The organism is Neobacillus sp. CF12, from assembly GCF_030348765.1.
Classification (GTDB): domain Bacteria; phylum Bacillota; class Bacilli; order Bacillales; family Cytobacillaceae; genus Neobacillus.
On the sequence record NZ_JAUCEU010000007.1, the window covers coordinates 1,700,268 to 1,716,729 of the forward strand.

Here is a 16,462-nt window from a genome sequence, read left to right on the forward strand (position 1 = left end):
GTCTAAAATTTAGGTAAAAATCCCTAGGCCTCTGCACACTGGTAACCGTTTACATTAATGGTATAATCATAAAAAATTTCTATTTAAAGGACTATTCTATGAAACTTACAAAATGGATTGTTTCTAGCTTGCGAACCAAACTACTTATCATGTTTGTCCTTTTAACCGTTATTCCACTTATCTTAGTAGGAGTTATTTCTTATGTTAAGTCGATACATATTATTTCAGAGAATGCTAATTCCTTTGCCAAAGTACAAGCCAACGAGGTAAGCCAGGAAATAGACGTCATTTTCCAGGACGTCAAACGATTCACTGAAATTGGTAAACAGGAAAGCACGATTCAGTTTTTAATTAATCAAGATAACACCCAAGAAGAAGCCAAAACCATCTTAAATATGTTTTCTTTTTATAGGGAAATTTATCAATCCAGTAAATACATGCGTTCCATTAATATTTTCAACCTTGACGGTAAGGTTATTAGTGAAAGGTATGGAGTGCACCAATTAGAAACTCCCCCTAGTAGAAATCCAGATTTTAAGATGTTAATCAATCAAAAGGAAGAAAATATCATCCAGCCGACCGTACATAATGGACTGCCGGTAATCTCGATTACAAGTTCCGTTGTTTCGGAAATCACCGATGAAGTGATTGGTTTTATTAATATCATTGTAGATGCCTCAGCTATAAAGGATATCCTTAAAGAGGATTCATTAGGTGATACTGGTTCCTTCCATATTGAAACGGGGTTTGGGGAATCTGTTTTTTTCTCATCTAAGGGCGATGAGGGACGGTATTTTATTTCAGACTGGAATTCGATAAGAAAAAAAGATTCAGGAGTCGTTACAAATTCCTCCGGGACGGTGGTAACCGTTTTTGATACGGTAGAAACAACTGGCTGGAAAGTTATTGGTCAGGCTCCCACTAACGAGATAATGAGAGATGCCAATGAAATTAGGAGATTAATTATTTTTACTGTGGCATGTAGCATTATTTTTACCATTACCCTTTATTTTTTCATCTCTAATAAACTCATTAGACCTATACGTCTTTTAAAACAGAAAATGAGTTTGGCATCCCTCGGAAATTTGGACGTAAAGGTAGTAAATGAAAGTGCAGACGAAATTGCTGACCTTGGAAATAGTTTTAATAGCATGATTGCGAAAATCAAATCATTGCTTGAAAAAAGTGTTGAAGAACAAAAGCAACTGACAAAAGCTGAATTTCGTGCACTGCAGAGCCAGATCAACCCCCATTTTCTCTACAACACCTTGGACAATATCATTTGGATGGCTGAATCGAAAAAAAGTACAGAGGTAATTGAGATGACAAACGCCCTCTCATACTTTTTCCGTATTACACTAAGCGGAGGTAAAGATTGGATTACAATCCGTGAGGAAATAGAGCATATTCGAAACTATCTAATTATCCAAAAAATTAGGTATCGAGATATTTTAGACGTGTCTTTTCATATTAATGAGGAAATCTTTCACTACAAAGTCTTAAAATTTTCGTTACAGCCGCTTGTTGAAAATGCCATCTACCATGGAATTAAAAACAAACGAGGCAAAGGATTAATTATCATAAAAGGAGATTTTGACTGGAACGGAAATATCTGTATTCAGATTATTGATAATGGAATTGGCATTAAAGAAGAACGTTTGAGAGAGATTAGGCATCAGTTATCTCAAGGAGTCCCTCTAAAAAGTGAGAGCGGTGGCTTTGGAATGTACAATGTTCAACAAAGAATTGAACTTTATTACGGCAGGCCGTTTGGTTTAACAATCAATAGTCATTATCAAGAAGGTACCATTATTTGTTTAACCATTCCAGCGGAGGTAGATACGGATGAAAAAAATCTTTCTATTGGATGATGAAGTACAGGTCCGTGAAGGAATTAAGAATAGTATCGATTGGAAAAAAGAAGGGTTTATCTACTGCGGTGATGCTTCAGATGGAGAAATCGCCCTCCCTTTAGTCGAAAAATATCAACCAGAGATCGTCATCACAGATATCAAAATGCCTTTTATGGACGGACTAGAATTTAGTAGAATTCTTCGTGAAAAAATGCCAGCCGTCAAAATAATTATTTTAAGTGGTCATGATGAATTTGAATATGCTCGTGAAGCTATGAGAGTTCAAATTACAGAATATTGCTTAAAACCAATTAGCGCTAATGAATTACTAAAAATCTTACATAAAGTATCACATCAAATTGACCAGGAGCGGCTGGCGAAGAACCACCTCACCGAACTACAAAATCTTGCCTCTCAAAGCAAGTCCATAACGAAAGAAACCTATTTAAACGATTTATGCCAAGGTATTTACTCACCTTCTGAAGCGATTAACAAAGCCACTCATCTAGGAATCGACCTGGTTTCAAGTTATTATTATATTCTTATTATGGAAGCAAAAGATGCATTTGAAATCGATTCTATTAATTGGATAATAGAGCAATATTCCTGTCTCCAATTTAAAGAGAACCCAAAGGAAATTATTTTCATTATGAAAGGTGAATCCAAAGCCAGACTCGAACATGAAGCAAGATTATTAAGGGAAAAGATTCTTGCCATTCGAGAACAGAATATTGAAAGCCCTTTAATTTTTGGATTTGGAAAAGTACAATCTCGTATTCAAGGAATTGCTGTTTCGTTTTTAGAAGCAGAAGAAGAAAAGAACTACCATAAAATTATTCATAAGCACAAACAGATTGACAATGATCAGGACGTTTCAGCCAATCATGAAGTATTCCTCTCAAATCGTAATGAATTAGTAGAATTTCTAAAAAACGGGGACTTTGGTTCAATTACTGACTTTTCAAATAGATATACTTTATTTTTACAAGGAGGAAATAATACGGCACCCTTCTTTATCTATTATTCTTTACTAGATTTTACAATTACCGTTAAGCAATATATTAAAGAAACTGGGATGGAAGACTCGGTACTAATGCAAGAAATTAATACCATAGAGATGCGAGCAGGCTGGATAAGGGAATATTCAGAGGTTAATCGATACATAACGGAGATGTTGCAAACAGTTTTCAAATCAGCAATTCAGTCAGGTGGTTCTTATAGTCCAGTTATTCATAAAGCAATGGATTATATTCAAAGTCACTTTCATGATACACAATTATCCCTACAGAGTATCGCAAACCGTGTCAATGTCAGCCCTTCTTACTTCAGCCATATGTTTAGTCAGGAAACCGGGCAGACATTAGTTGAGTATATCACCAACATAAGGATGGAGCATGCAAAAAGACTGCTCAAATCAACAAATGAAAAAACTTATGAAATTGCCCAAAAAGTTGGCTATAACGATTCTCATTATTTCTGCAATTTATTCAAAAAATTAACGGGAATGACCACAAGACAATTTAAGTTACGTGGATAGAGCTGCTCTGTATTCAGAGCAACCATCAATTTCACCCAGCCAGACATCTAACCAACTCCAAATAGATTTTTCAAATAAAATAGGGAAGGCAGCTTGCCCTCCCTATTCTATGTCAGCCTTTAACCGATCCCAAAGCAATCCCTTTTACCAGGTACTTTTGAAAGAATGGATAAGCAATAAGTATCGGCAGGATCCAATTACAGCAATCGCCATCCGTACACCTGTGGTAGGAATTTGAGAAGCTGCTGTACTTGTGTTTGTACCTAAATTGCTGCTTGCCAAAAATTGAATATCCGAAAGCATCCTGTTTAACATGTTTTGGACACTGAATAAGGATGGTTCTGTAATATAAATGAGTCCATTAAACCAGTCATTCCAATAAAAGATCGTTTGAAGCAACCCAATTGTTGCCAGGATTGGCAATGAAAGTGGCAGGATGATGGAAAAGAAGGTTCTAAACTCACCTGCACCATCCATTCGTGCTGATTCAATCACAGGCTCTGGAATGGAAGTCATAAAGAATGTCCTCATTAATAATACGTTAAATCCGTTCATTAGCAATCCTGGAACGATTAATGCCCAAATCGTATTTTTAATATCAAATACTTGTGTAAATACGAGATAGGTCGGAACAAGTCCACCATTAAACAATAGTGTAAAGAAAACTAAGAAAGCAAAGAAGTTTCTGTAAGGTAAATCGCGACGAGAAAGGGCATATGCCAAAAACGCAGTCATCGCCAAACTGACAAAGGTTCCAAATACCGTAACGAAAATGGTAATTCCGTATGCCCGTAAAATACTTGCAGAGTTAGTTAATAAGTACTCATAGGCAGCAAAGCTAATCTCCTTTGGAAAAAAGGAATATCCTTCCTTCAGGATAGATGCTTCATTTGTAAAGGAAGACGATAATAGAAGGAACAATGGAATAATGCTCCCTGCAGCAAGTACCAGTAAAAATAGATGAGAAACCCATTGTGTAATTCGATCTGATCTATACATTCTGCTCCCCCTCTGGCTTAAAATAATGCATTTTCTTTGTTCTTTCTACGTACGAGATAATTCGATACTAACACAAGGACAAATCCTACAATGGATTGATATAATCCTGCTGCAGCGGACATCCCGATATCCCCTAGTTGCATTAACCCACGGTAAACATAGGTATCAATAACATTTGTGGTGTCATAGATGGAACCCGAATTCATAGGTACTTGATAGAACAAACCGAAATCGGAGTAGAATATGCGGCCGATTGCCAATAATGTCATCATGATAATGACTGGCATAATGGAGGGAATGGTTATATGTATGATTTGCTGCCATTTATTCGCTCCATCCAATGTGGCAGCTTCATAGAATTCTTGGTCGATTCCGATTATGGCAGCCAGGTAAATGACACACAAGAAACCGATACCCTTCCACATATTAATGAAGGTTAAAATATAAGGCCAATATTTTGCCTCCGAATACCAGGCGAATCCATCAAGCCCAAGCAATGGTAAAATGGTATTGTTCAGATAACCTACATCTTCACTCAGGAAGGCGAATCCCAAATAACTGACAATAACCATAGAAATCAAAAATGGCATAAGGATGACACTTTGATAAAAACTTTTCGCCAGTTTATTTTTAATTTCGTTCAACATAATCGCTACCGCGATGGCCAATACCGTATTTATAATAATGAATCCTCCATTATAGAGAATGGTATTACGCGTTATCACAAAAGCATCTCTTGTACTAAACAAGTATTCGAAGTTCTTTAACCCAATCCAATCACTTCCCAGAATCCCTTTTGCAAAATTAATATCCTTAAATGCAATGATAAGGCCAAACATCGGTATATAATTATTGATCAGCAAGTAAATCAAACCCGGCAGCATCATGATAAATAATGGTAGAGCCCTTTTCAATTTCATCAGCCTAGTATTAACCTTTTTTACAGAAATCGATTGGACATCTGTTTGCAATTTCTTTACCGTAACCTCTGACATCACTATTCCCCCTTGTCTCTTTGTCTTCGTTTACATGAATGATAAAAAAGAGATTAAAAATCAAACTAGGATTTTTAATCTCTTGGCTTGCTGGAAATATCATTTTTGTGTTTTTGCCCATTCATCCAATTGTTTTTGTTTTTCCGCAATGATTTTATCCATACCTGCAGCCTTTAATTCATTAATAAATTTAGGTAATTCTGTTTCGGGATCTAACACTCCGTTCTCCAATCCGATTGTATATTTATTTACGACATTGGTAACAGATGTAATTTCAGTTTTAACTGGAGAATTATCAAAATTAAAACCTAGTGCCTTAGATTTAATCGCCTTTTTGTTAAACTCATCCATTTGATTCCAAAGAGTTGGGTCATTACCCTCAAATATATAAGAGAGGAAGGAATTACCCATAGCGAAATTCATATTTAGATTGTAACCATTTGTTGTTGCATCTACGCCTTCCGGATACTTAACCTGGGTATCTGATACTTTTTCATAATGTTTTCCTTCAATACCCCAACTCAGCAAATTAACGATTTCTTTGTCATGATACATTAAATTTAGAAACTTCATTGCAGCTTCTGGGATTTTGGAACTTTGTGGAATTCCCCACATCATCGTTGTTACACCAAATGTTGTCGATACTGGCTCGCCAAGTGAAGCTGAAACCATAGGCATTTGAGTATTTTTAGATTCTTGTGAGTCTATCCCTGGTTTTATCGGACTTAAATAACTAAACCCTACATTTGACTTCACTAAATTTGCGCCCGTATCAGTATTTGTACCTGGATTTTTCATGAGAAGTCCTTCGTTCTGCCATTTTCTCATTTTCTTTACATACTGGGCATATTCATCTGTTTCAAACAAGTTTACTACTTTCAGATTATTATCATATTTTGGAAGAACACCCAAACCGTCACCTAAGCGATCAAACCAGTTATATATCATTGTAGGCTGCTGTCCAGGATTAGAAGGCACAAGTGGCGTTAAATCTTTCTCGTTTTCCTTTAAGGTTTTCAGCACTGACTCTACATCATCTAAAGTTTTTACTTTGCTAACATCAATATTATATTTTTCTACCAAGTCTTTGCGCATCATAATCCCAGGGGATGAAGCCATATCTCGTATAGTCGGAACCGCATACAATTTCCCTGATACCTTTGATGCATTCAAATAATCCTCATCCAATACCTTTTTGATATCTGGGCCATATTGGTCTACCAAATCATCCAGAGGCAATAGTTGTCCTTTTGCCGCTTGGGAAGTGTAGCCAAAAAAGGAAGCAACGAGCATCAAATCTACTTTTTCATTACTGGACAACATCAAATTTGTTTGTTGCACGTAGTTACCAATGTTAATTGGTGTTAGTTTAATTTTTACATTAATCTTTTCCTTGGCAATTTTGTTAATTTCATCTTCTACTATTTTTAAATCTTTTGGGATGGCACTAGAAAACAATACCATATTAACCTCTGAAACTTCGTCTCCTGATTTAGAGCTCTCATTCGTTGAACTCTCTTTTTTTGGCGTGCATGCTGAAAGTAATAGTAAAAAACAAACAAGAAGAATACTAATTGGTTTTCTCATTAAATTTCCCCTTTTCTATTTTTTGATTATTCTAAAAACTAATAACATAAATTTGTATTACTTTCTCATCCCCCAAATAATGTACTTTATAAACTCAACTCTTTGAAAGCGGTTTACTTAATGATTATTATAGGGAGGAATGATGTTGAAAACGTTCAGTTTTTTGCTAAAAATACTATCAATTTTTATCATTTTCAGAAAATATTAAATAATCATACAATAAACTGAGGTCATCTTCTTCATTATACTGATAATCTTCAATACCATTTTTTATGTGACTAATGTTGATCGATTCATAAGAGTGTTTTTTTCGATATTGATAGGGTGTTGTATGGAAGGTTTCTTTGAACAGTTTGTGAAAGGAATTTAAATTTGAAAAGCCAGACTCGATTGCAATCTGAATAAGTGGCAAATCGGTTTCCAGCATAGTTCGAACTGCATGTTCTAATCGAATTCCGTTTAAATATTTTATAAAGGGCTGTCCCATATGCTGCTGAAAATACCTGGATAGGTAGGGTGCTGAAAGTTGTTCATTCTCTGCTATTTCATTTAATGTAAGAGGATGCATAAAGTTTTGTTGAATATAACTCGTGATCCTAGTAAGGCGTTGTATATCCTTTTTACTGTTTCTGTTTAATTGCTCATTATTTTTCACTCTAAATTTGCACATAAGGTTGTAAACGATATCTAACAACAAGGAATGAATTTTTATTTCGTAGGCTTCTCCTTTGGTTCTTAAGATAAGCATCAATTGGGCAATTATCGATCTCATGAAATTATAATTTGCTTGTTCCACAGCTAGAAAGGATTGGCAGTGGAACGTTTCTTTTTCAATGTCTTTATACCATTTTTTTATAAATGAAATTGGGATTTGAAGAACTAGTAGTTTGTTATCCTCACTTGATTCAACACCGTGAACCTCATTACTATTAATAAGCAGCAAGTCATTTTCTTGCAAATAATACTCTTCCCGACCGACATAAACATGAATTCGCCCTTTCAGAACAAATAAAAATTCAATCCGGTCATGCCAATGCATTGCCACATATTTAACACTATTCATCAATATAAACATAGGTATTTCTTCATTAATCACTACACTCTCGTATGGATATTTCATGAGTCCTCCCAGCTATCAATAAAAAAATTGAAAAAAAACCGCATAAGTTTAGCTATAACTTTGCGGTTAACCTGCTTCTTTTATAATCCTTGTACATATTTCTCCATAACTTTTAAATCACTCTCAATACTTGTGAATTTGATTCCAAGCTGTCCTTCATTTTCCACAATGGCATATCGAATGTATCCCAATTGTCGGAGCTTTTGATAGGTCTCTTGAAAATTTACAATACCGGTCCCAAGATTAACAAAATCATTTGGTTTCACAAACTCTGTGTAAATTTTCATCGTATCTAGATTGGTTCCTTGCGGTGTAGCGGTAAAAAGATTAACCGGATTTACATGCATTCCTAAATCCTTTTGATGAACCATATCACAGCGTTCACCCAATTTTTCAAGTAATGTCAACGGGTCATATCCACCTCTCATAACCCATACAAGGTCCAACTCAAATTTCACGAGAGATGGATCCGTATTTTCTGCGAGCAGGTCAAATAATGATGTTTCTCCTATTCTCCTAAACTCATGTGCATGGTTATGATAGTAAAAGCTTAACCCGGCTTCCTTGCACTTTTTTCCAATTAAATTTAGATGTTCAGCTGTTTGGAGTGTGTCTTCACGACCTGATATAAATGCCATTGGAAAGACAATGGACTGACATCCAAGTTCTGCATTTTCTTCAATAATCCTGTCCCAATCGGCATCTATTATTACGCTTCCTGGTGCAACACCTTCATGCGCTGAAAATGCTTTCAGCCCTAAGTCCTCAAACTTCTTCATTATGACTGGAAGGGAAAAAGTATCTGTATAACGCTCACAAGTAGAAAAATTCACCGTAATCAACTCAAGATTCTTATATCCCATTTCTGCTACCTTTTCCAATGTACCAAAGTAGTCTTCGTTTAATTCCTTAAATACTGAGAATAAATTTAATCCAATTTCCATTGTCATCTTTTTTTCTCCCTTTGAAATTATTTTTGCTCACTTAAAATAGAAACAAAATCATAGCTCTGTTTTGATTTCTGATTCCATGCCACACACATGACAATACTGCCTAACAAAATAACAGCACCAATGATAAATGGAACATTAAATGATATATCAAATAAAATTCCCGCTAATGAGGGTCCGATAATATTACCTAAACTGCTATAAGCATTGTTCATTCCAGCAGCAAAGCCTTGCTCACTTCCAGCCATTTTTGAAAGCAACGTATTAATTGCTGGGCGGAGAATAGATGTAAATAAGATAAACAAAATATTCATTATCAGCATAAATAAAAAATTCCCGGATAATAAAATGACAACCATCGTTAGCGCAGATAAGAAGAAACAAACATTAATAACTCTAATTTCATTGAAACGTTTTAGAAGTTTATCTACCAATAGCGCTTGAATGATAACACCAATCAATGCTGCTATCGTCATGATGATGGAAATATCTTTAGGGGTATAATCATACTTTTCACTAACATATAATCCAAAGATTGTTTCGAAGTTTGCGAGACCAAACGTCATAGTGAAGACGAGCAGTAAGAGTACAAAGTAAGACACTTTAAAAGACCTTTTGATGTCATGAACCATTCCATTTTGTTCCGATGATGAATTTCTAAACGCATGTTGTTGTCCTTTCGACAATGACTCAGGTAAAAAGAAAACCGAAACGAGCATGGCGATAGCTGCGGCGAGTGCTGAAGCATAGAACGGTACACGTATACCGAACTCTGCAAGAAATCCACCAATTCCTGGACCAATAACAAAACCTAGCGAAATGGAAGCACCAAGTAAACCCATCCCTTTCCCACGATTTTCTATGGTTGTAACATCTGCCACATAAGCCATAGTAGCAGGTATAAGCAATCCAACACCGATTCCCCCAATGAAGCGCGAAAGATAAAGGACCCAGAGATCTGTGCCTACACTGAACATAAATTGAGATACCATTATGATTGCTAAACCAATAACCGTAATTATCTTCCGACCATATTGGTCTGAAAGCTTCCCGCCTAGTGGTGAAAAAAGAAACTGAGTTAGTCCTGTTGCTGCTACGAGATATCCCATATCTTTACCGCTGGCACCGATTTCTGAAATAAATTTGGGAAGAACCGGAATTGCCAAACCAACCCCAACTAAAGCTATAAATGTGTTTACCATAAGAATAAGTAAGGGCATATTCCTTTTTACTTTTAAAAAATTAAATCTTCGCATTCACTTTCTCCTATTCTAAAGATTAAAATCTAGTTTAATCTTACATCGGAGAATAAACTATTTAATTTCATTATTTTAACCAATTAGCGATGCAATCCTTAACCTACCATTCTTGTCATTTTTCAAGAAAATAAAGAGATTAAAAATCTACCTATGATTTTTAATCTCTATAAAATTTTAGATAATCTCTAGTACCTTTGTATTCGTTCCGAAAAACGGTACAGGAATATACGAAACTCGTACACCTTGTGTTAAGGTAATTTCATGCTTCCCTTCTGGAAGTCCTCCATCATGTACGACAAAGATGACTCCTTCTTGGCCATATTCCCATTTATAGCTTGTTACTGTCCACATCTCATCTAGAGTAAAGAATGTTTCACCATCAGGAGAAAACCTTATTTTTTCTCTTGGTACCTCGACTCCATCTACCTTTAATTGAATATCTTCGATCATTGACAGAGGGATACCACGATAATAAGTGATCCGGGTACGTAATTCATAGCCGATAATCTTTTCATCTTTTTCTACATTTTTGAATCCGCCATCTGATAGTACATAATTATCAAACATTTAACTCCACTCCTTTTATTAATGATTTCAGCATTTTTTGATGTGCTCTTACTTGGCTGACAGCATTAATTTCTGTACCAGGCAGGGCAAACCGTCCACCTTCATATTCACTGGCAATATATCCATCAAAGTTTTTTTCCTTCAAATAGCTAATAAACTCATCATATGGAATTGAATATTCAATGCCCTCTTCTGTAATTTCCCAGAACTTCCCATGGAAATGCTTAATGTAAGGCATATATTTATCAAGTTCACTAAGCGGTTTGTTTTCATAACCACCCGCAAAGATTAAATACTCCTGATCGATTTTACTTTTAATTAATGCTTGCACTTCGGCTGGAGCATGACCAGGATGACTGATATGGAACACATCACGACCTTCAGCAAATTCACGGTCAATATAATCGGCTAATTCTTTATTTAAACCCTGGTCTAAAAAGAATTGTGTTGAGACTCGAGGATGTTTACGACAAAATATCCCTGTGTCAACCACAAGACCTAAATAAGGAGAATTAACTCGAAACATAATATCAGTGAATTTTTTCGTTTCTGGATGGTCTAATGCCATTCCTCCGTGTACTTCTAATGCCATGACTACATCGAGCTCTTCTGCTAGTGGCAGAGCGTCTTCAATAATATCTGTCGGTGTTAAGGATACAAGCCGTACTAATTTGATCCCAAGTCTGTTTGCTAATTTAAGTTCATTTTTTAATAGTTCCAAATTCTCTTTCTTTGTTAAAAGTCGATTCCGATACAGTTTTGTATTAATAAAAATATCGTTACATACAGGAACTATATCGTGCTTTTGTAGTAAATGCCGCCATTTTTCAACGTCTTCATTTAATACAAATGGTGCATTATGGAGCATCTGATCGCTTATAATTTCAACACCTTCAACACCTTGTTCAGATAATTCTTTTAAACAATCTTCTAATGTCATTTTTCCTCTTGCATATTCATCTTGAAAACTATATAAAGAAACTGCGTTTTTAATAGAACTCATATAATGGTCCTCCTAACAAAAGTTTATATATTGGTTTCGCTTACAAACTTATCTTAACTTTTCTTCCTTCACATTCCCTTTCATTTATTAACTTGGAATATGTAGATTTTCGTCTACTTTTTTGTTTCTAACTTTAATCCATTACAAAAGGTTAAGAATTGAATAGTAATTTTTATCTTAATGAGGAATTCTAAGAAACTATTTTCTGAAAAACAAAAAAAGGATGCCAAGCAATTTAGAATAACTTGGCATCCAATATATAATTCTAGTAAGATAACTCTGATTGAAAGGCTTTTAACGGATGAAGTTCTGGTGTGACAGCATCGTTTTGTTCGTTTCCTTTGTATTCAAACCAATCAAACTCAGCATAGTTTTTGCTCTCGTGGCCATTTGAACTGGCAAACATGCCAAGCATTGTCCCCACCATGCCACCCACAATCTCAGGATTTATTTTTCCCGCATCGGCGTTCTCGTAAAGTAAGTTAAGGCTATCATTCTCGTTGCCATAATAAAAGCTATAAGCTTGTCCTTGTGCGACTATGCTAAGAATGATGTCTCCACCATCAACTACGATTTTTGCCAACTCTGTTTCAGTGGTTACACCTTTAAAGTGTGGTTGGTGCGGGTATCCAGTTAGCTCGCTGGTACACTGGATCAGCTTCAGGATTTGCTTCCCATTCTCAATCGACCGCTCGAACCGGAATTGGTGATTAGAAGCCTGCATTACAACAAGTCCAGCTGTCTCATTCTCAAATAATGTATCAAAACGCATCCTGGCCGATACACGAAAATTGGCATGTTGTTGTCTGCGGCCGATAAAGCTTAAACTCGGAACATCCTTATTGGTAACGGTTGCAGACAAGTCAATTTTGCGCAACTCAGGGCTAATGGACCGCGGCAGCAATCTCAATGACAGCTTGCTGTCTGAGAGCGTATGGAAATCATCGTAAGGTGTCCCGAAGAGAACCCAATCCATTCTTAGCTTTTCACCATCAAAATCGTCCCTATTTGGAATTAGGTTTGGTGTAAAAGCAGGAAGCTCAGGTGCAGGATAGCTCCATTCTACTTTCCCCGTACCAGGGCTTATGACAGGCCACCCTTCCTCCCAAACGACTGGTGCGATATAGGTTTCCCTGCCAAGGTTTTTATGATAGCCGTCAATCAGACGGGAGGCAAGCAATACAGCATACCATTCCCCGTTTTTCAGTTCAACGAAATCTGCGTGACCAACATTACAAATTGGATAGTGTTTTCCTAAGTGGCGATGAGTCAAAATCGGATTTCCTGCATATCCCTCATAGTAATCAAAAATATTTTTACTGCGTGAGATTGTAACTGCATGGAAGTGTTCCGTACCTCCCTCTGCAATCATCAAGTAATAATAACCATCCTTCTTATAAAGATGAGGAGCTTCAGGTGAAGCACAATTTACTAAAGCTCCCCCCCATATTGTCCGTTTCTCTCCGACAAGTCGCATATTGACCAAATCAATTTCACTGATCCAGATTACCTGACTTCTTTGTGTACGATCTTGACTGATATCTTCTCTGGTACCGGTTATATAAGCCTTTCCATCGTCATCGAAAAATAAAGAAGAATCAATGCCAGGACAATCCTCTAGCCAATATGGGTCTGACCAAGGTCCACGGGGATCCGTAGCGGTCACAATAAAATTCCACTTATCGCTGACATTCGTCGTAATCATGTAGAAGATACCGTCATGATACCGGAGTGTTGGGGCCATGATTCCGGCTGTCATATGATCTGCCGTCGTATGCAATTGAGAATTTCTGTCGAGAATATGCCCAATTTGTTCCCAATTGGCAAGGTCTGTGCTATGAAAAATGGGAACTCCCGGGAATAGAGAAAAACTTGAGGTAATCATATAAAAATCATCATCTACCCTACAAATGGAAGGGTCGGGATAAAATCCTGGTAAAATCGGATTTATTAACTGTTTATTCACAGAAAAATCGCCTCTTATCTCCAGATATTCATTTGGTATTTATTTAACTACTTCTTCGATTTTTATATATGGGTTGAGCCCTTTTGGGTGACCTTGGTACCGGTTCCGTTCAGCTAATCGGGCACTAAAAGCACTTATTGGTGACCGCGGCACCGGTTCCATTCACCTTTTCGGGCATTAAAAGCCCCTATTGGTGACCGCGGCACCGGTTCCATTCACTTTTTCGGGCACCAAGAGTGCTTATTAATAATTAAACCAAAATCAAAGTCCTCTTATGTGTACCGCCAAGAACAGTATCCACCACTGGAGGAAAATAAGAACAGCTATAGGTATAGTTTACTTCTATTTCATGGCTACCTGATTCCAAGCCGCCTTCTTTTGCAACAGTAAGAGTGGCTGGTTCTAGGAGACCCCAGTGAACATCTCCGAGTTCAGCCATTTCAGCTTGCGTATAAGTAACACCATTAATCGTCCAAGTAATTTGATCGCCCGAAAATGTTTCCCCATTGACTGTAACCGTGGCCGGGCGTAACTGAGAAAGCCAGAGACCTCTATAATAAAGGGATCTGATGTTAATCTGAAAGCCTATGATTTTTCCATGACTTTTTACATTTCTAAATCCTCTCGATTGAATACAAGCTTTTTCTAACATATCGAATCTCTCCTATTCTCCCAAAATTCTTTTCATCATGACATGGTGTTTCCGCACCTGTTCAACCGCAAACCCGGGCACATCTTTCTTCGGTCCTTCATACTCACTTACCATATAACCATCCCAGTTGTGCTCTATCAGTGTGTTAATTACCTTTTCGTATGGAATCGTCATCTCTTCGAAATCATCTGACATCTTCACGAATTTAGCATGACAGCAGTAAACATATGGTAGCAATGGGATAATATCCTCTACTCCGCTGTGGTCACTCTCAGGCATGATAAACTCATTTTCCTCCCATTCACTGGCCGCCAAAGTCTTTGTCGTAAAAACACCGAAGTCTATGTTTAGTCCAAAATGTTTCGTTCCTGTCTCTTCAATAAACTCTACATAATCTTCCACCATTTTGGATTTCAGAAGCGTAGGTGCATGAATCTCCGGACACATGCGCACATTGTATTTTTCTGCCATCGGGAGGGCCATTTTAATAAATTCCCGCCAGTTTTCTACTGGAGTAAGGTCATTATCTATAACACCTAATTTTGTACGTAGAATAGTAAATCCGAGTCTGTTTGCCAATTTAAAATCACGAACCAACATTTCATATGATTCTTCTGCTGTAAGGTGCCTTCCTTGATAAAGGCGGGAATCCACCCAATGTCCATATTCAACCGGTACAATATCATATTTTTTAATCAACCTGTCCCAATTCACCAGCCATTCTTCACTTGGATTTGGATAGCCTTCAATATGCGAGTTTGCTAAGATTTCTAATCCCTTTGCCCCCATATCATGCATTTCTGCAAACATATCTTCCAAACTCATTGTTACACCATATTCACCCGCGTAACTGTAAAGTGAAACTCCTCGCTTTGGTTTCCCCATAATCTGTTTACTCATCCGTACCTACTCTCCTTTTCTAGCAAAAATATTAATTGCGCTTCCATTAAATATTTAACTCTTGTTCGATTGTTTAACTAGAGATGCTGCCCCAATCACACCAGCATCATTTCCTAACTGTGCAAGTTTCAATTTTGTACTGGTTCTTACTGTTGGGAAGGCAAACTTACGGAAGTATTCTTCCACTCCTGTTAACAGGATATCTCCTGCTGCTGAAACACCTCCGCCAATCACAATGGTTTCTGGGTTTAATATGTTCCCAATATTGCCGCAAGCAAGGCCCAAGTAATAATAAAATTTATCTGCAACGATTAAGGCTAATTTATCTCCACGTTTGGCATGATCAAACACGGTCTTTGCCATTACTTCCTGTCCATCGTCAATTAACCACTTCAATTCTGATTCCCCAGAAAATTTTTCAGAAAAATCCCTAGCCAATCGGACAACACCTGTTGCACTAGCAACTGTCTCCAAACATCCTTGATTTCCACACGTACACTTATAGCCCTCTGAATCTACAATAATATGGCCAATTTCTCCTCCTGCTCCAACTTTCCCATGAATCAGATTGCCAGCTGCAATAATCCCGCCGCCAACACCTGTTCCAAGTGTAACGAAGACCACATCCGCACCATTTTCACCGGCACCCTTCCAGCGCTCGCCTAATGCTGCTACATTTGCATCATTATCAATATTAAATGGAATGCCTGTCCCAGCTTCTATCAATGCTTTCACTGGCTGCAAAGTACTCCAATTTAAATTATAGGCTCCGATAACAGTCCCACTCTCGCGATCAACGGTTCCAGGGGAACCCATTCCAATTCCCAAGAATTCATTAGCTGCCAGCCCATATAATTCCAGTCGGTGATTAATGGATTCGATAATGTTTGGAACAATATTCTTCCCAGCTTCTTGAATATCTGTAACAATACTCCACTTTTGCAGGAGTTCTCCCTCATCTGTCAAAATCGCAAACTTTACCGTTGTGCCGCCTAAATCAATCCCAATTAGCTTTTTCATCTTTTTCCCGCCTTAGTAAAGAATACAGGTGAAATTCACCTGTATTCTCATAAA

Annotated in this window: 13 protein-coding genes and 1 pseudogene; 2 read left to right on the forward strand and 12 right to left on the reverse strand. The window is 37.1% G+C overall.

Going from position 1 to position 16,462, the window contains the following annotated elements:
• Window positions 1-98 precede the first annotated feature (98 nt).
• Window positions 99-1,871, forward strand: a complete 1,773-nt coding sequence (locus QUG14_RS08175) for a cache domain-containing sensor histidine kinase (protein WP_289340016.1) — start codon at window positions 99-101, stop codon at window positions 1,869-1,871.
• Window positions 1,846-3,390 (forward strand): response regulator, encoded by a 1,545-nt coding sequence (locus QUG14_RS08180; protein ID WP_289340017.1) that lies wholly within the window; start codon window positions 1,846-1,848, stop codon window positions 3,388-3,390. Before QUG14_RS08175 ends, QUG14_RS08180 begins: the two co-directional genes overlap by 26 nt.
• 112 nt (window positions 3,391-3,502) lie before the next feature.
• On the opposite strand, the pseudogene QUG14_RS08185 reads toward QUG14_RS08180, so the two are convergent.
• From QUG14_RS08185 to QUG14_RS08240, 12 genes and pseudogenes are all read right to left on the reverse strand, one after another.
• Window positions 3,503-4,389: pseudogene (locus QUG14_RS08185) on the reverse strand (carbohydrate ABC transporter permease).
• A 17-nt stretch (window positions 4,390-4,406) separates the two neighbouring features.
• A complete protein-coding gene (locus QUG14_RS08190; protein WP_289344102.1) occupies window positions 4,407-5,309 on the reverse strand; it encodes an ABC transporter permease in 903 nt (300 codons plus the stop codon).
• A 174-nt stretch (window positions 5,310-5,483) separates the two neighbouring features.
• Window positions 5,484-6,971: an ABC transporter substrate-binding protein gene (locus tag QUG14_RS08195; RefSeq protein WP_289340018.1), complete on the reverse strand. Its 1,488-nt coding sequence runs from the start codon at window positions 6,969-6,971 to the stop codon at window positions 5,484-5,486.
• Window positions 6,972-7,149: 178 nt separating this feature from the next.
• Window positions 7,150-8,091, reverse strand: a complete 942-nt coding sequence (locus QUG14_RS08200; protein ID WP_289340019.1) for an AraC family transcriptional regulator — start codon at window positions 8,089-8,091, stop codon at window positions 7,150-7,152.
• A gap of 80 nt (window positions 8,092-8,171) precedes the next feature.
• Entirely contained in the window at window positions 8,172-9,041 is an 870-nt protein-coding gene (locus QUG14_RS08205) for a sugar phosphate isomerase/epimerase family protein (protein WP_289340020.1), read from the reverse strand.
• A gap of 20 nt (window positions 9,042-9,061) precedes the next feature.
• Window positions 9,062-10,297 carry an MFS transporter gene (locus tag QUG14_RS08210; protein WP_289340021.1) on the reverse strand — a complete coding sequence of 412 codons (1,236 nt, stop codon included), beginning with the start codon at window positions 10,295-10,297 and terminating at the stop codon, window positions 9,062-9,064.
• Between the two features lie 177 nt (window positions 10,298-10,474).
• Complete coding sequence (locus tag QUG14_RS08215; RefSeq protein ID WP_289340022.1) at window positions 10,475-10,867, reverse strand: C-glycoside deglycosidase beta subunit domain-containing protein; 393 nt, start codon at window positions 10,865-10,867, stop codon at window positions 10,475-10,477.
• Window positions 10,860-11,870 carry a sugar phosphate isomerase/epimerase family protein gene (locus QUG14_RS08220; RefSeq protein WP_289340023.1) on the reverse strand — a complete coding sequence of 337 codons (1,011 nt, stop codon included), beginning with the start codon at window positions 11,868-11,870 and terminating at the stop codon, window positions 10,860-10,862. Before QUG14_RS08220 ends, QUG14_RS08215 begins: the two co-directional genes overlap by 8 nt.
• Window positions 11,871-12,135: 265 nt before the next feature.
• Complete coding sequence (locus QUG14_RS08225) at window positions 12,136-13,836, reverse strand: glycoside hydrolase family 43 protein (protein ID WP_289340024.1); 1,701 nt, start codon at window positions 13,834-13,836, stop codon at window positions 12,136-12,138.
• A 250-nt stretch (window positions 13,837-14,086) separates the two neighbouring features.
• Complete coding sequence (locus QUG14_RS08230) at window positions 14,087-14,488, reverse strand: C-glycoside deglycosidase beta subunit domain-containing protein (RefSeq protein WP_289340025.1); 402 nt, start codon at window positions 14,486-14,488, stop codon at window positions 14,087-14,089.
• A 12-nt stretch (window positions 14,489-14,500) separates the two neighbouring features.
• The gene (locus QUG14_RS08235) at window positions 14,501-15,388 is read right to left on the reverse strand and encodes a sugar phosphate isomerase/epimerase family protein (protein WP_289340026.1); all 888 of its coding nucleotides are present in this window, start codon (window positions 15,386-15,388) and stop codon (window positions 14,501-14,503) included.
• A gap of 54 nt (window positions 15,389-15,442) precedes the next feature.
• Window positions 15,443-16,408 (reverse strand): ROK family glucokinase, encoded by a 966-nt coding sequence (locus tag QUG14_RS08240; RefSeq protein ID WP_289340027.1) that lies wholly within the window; start codon window positions 16,406-16,408, stop codon window positions 15,443-15,445.
• Between the last annotated feature and the right edge of the window lie 54 nt (window positions 16,409-16,462).

What these genes read in the sequence shown, in the direction of transcription:
- QUG14_RS08200 (WP_289340019.1), bottom strand. Translation starts at nt 8,091, where the DNA reads ATGAAATATCCATACGAGAGTGTAGTGATTAATGAAGAAATACCTATG.
- QUG14_RS08195 (WP_289340018.1), bottom strand. Translation starts at nt 6,971, where the DNA reads ATGAGAAAACCAATTAGTATTCTTCTTGTTTGTTTTTTACTATTACTT.
- QUG14_RS08205 (WP_289340020.1), bottom strand. Translation starts at nt 9,041, where the DNA reads ATGACAATGGAAATTGGATTAAATTTATTCTCAGTATTTAAGGAATTA.
- QUG14_RS08230 (WP_289340025.1), bottom strand. Translation starts at nt 14,488, where the DNA reads ATGTTAGAAAAAGCTTGTATTCAATCGAGAGGATTTAGAAATGTAAAA.
- QUG14_RS08235 (WP_289340026.1), bottom strand. Translation starts at nt 15,388, where the DNA reads ATGAGTAAACAGATTATGGGGAAACCAAAGCGAGGAGTTTCACTTTAC.
- QUG14_RS08175 (WP_289340016.1), top strand. Translation starts at nt 99, where the DNA reads ATGAAACTTACAAAATGGATTGTTTCTAGCTTGCGAACCAAACTACTT.
- QUG14_RS08180 (WP_289340017.1), top strand. Translation starts at nt 1,846, where the DNA reads ATGAAAAAAATCTTTCTATTGGATGATGAAGTACAGGTCCGTGAAGGA.
- QUG14_RS08210 (WP_289340021.1), bottom strand. Translation starts at nt 10,297, where the DNA reads ATGCGAAGATTTAATTTTTTAAAAGTAAAAAGGAATATGCCCTTACTT.
- QUG14_RS08240 (WP_289340027.1), bottom strand. Translation starts at nt 16,408, where the DNA reads ATGAAAAAGCTAATTGGGATTGATTTAGGCGGCACAACGGTAAAGTTT.
- QUG14_RS08215 (WP_289340022.1), bottom strand. Translation starts at nt 10,867, where the DNA reads ATGTTTGATAATTATGTACTATCAGATGGCGGATTCAAAAATGTAGAA.
- QUG14_RS08190 (WP_289344102.1), bottom strand. Translation starts at nt 5,309, where the DNA reads ATGAAATTGAAAAGGGCTCTACCATTATTTATCATGATGCTGCCGGGT.
- QUG14_RS08220 (WP_289340023.1), bottom strand. Translation starts at nt 11,870, where the DNA reads ATGAGTTCTATTAAAAACGCAGTTTCTTTATATAGTTTTCAAGATGAA.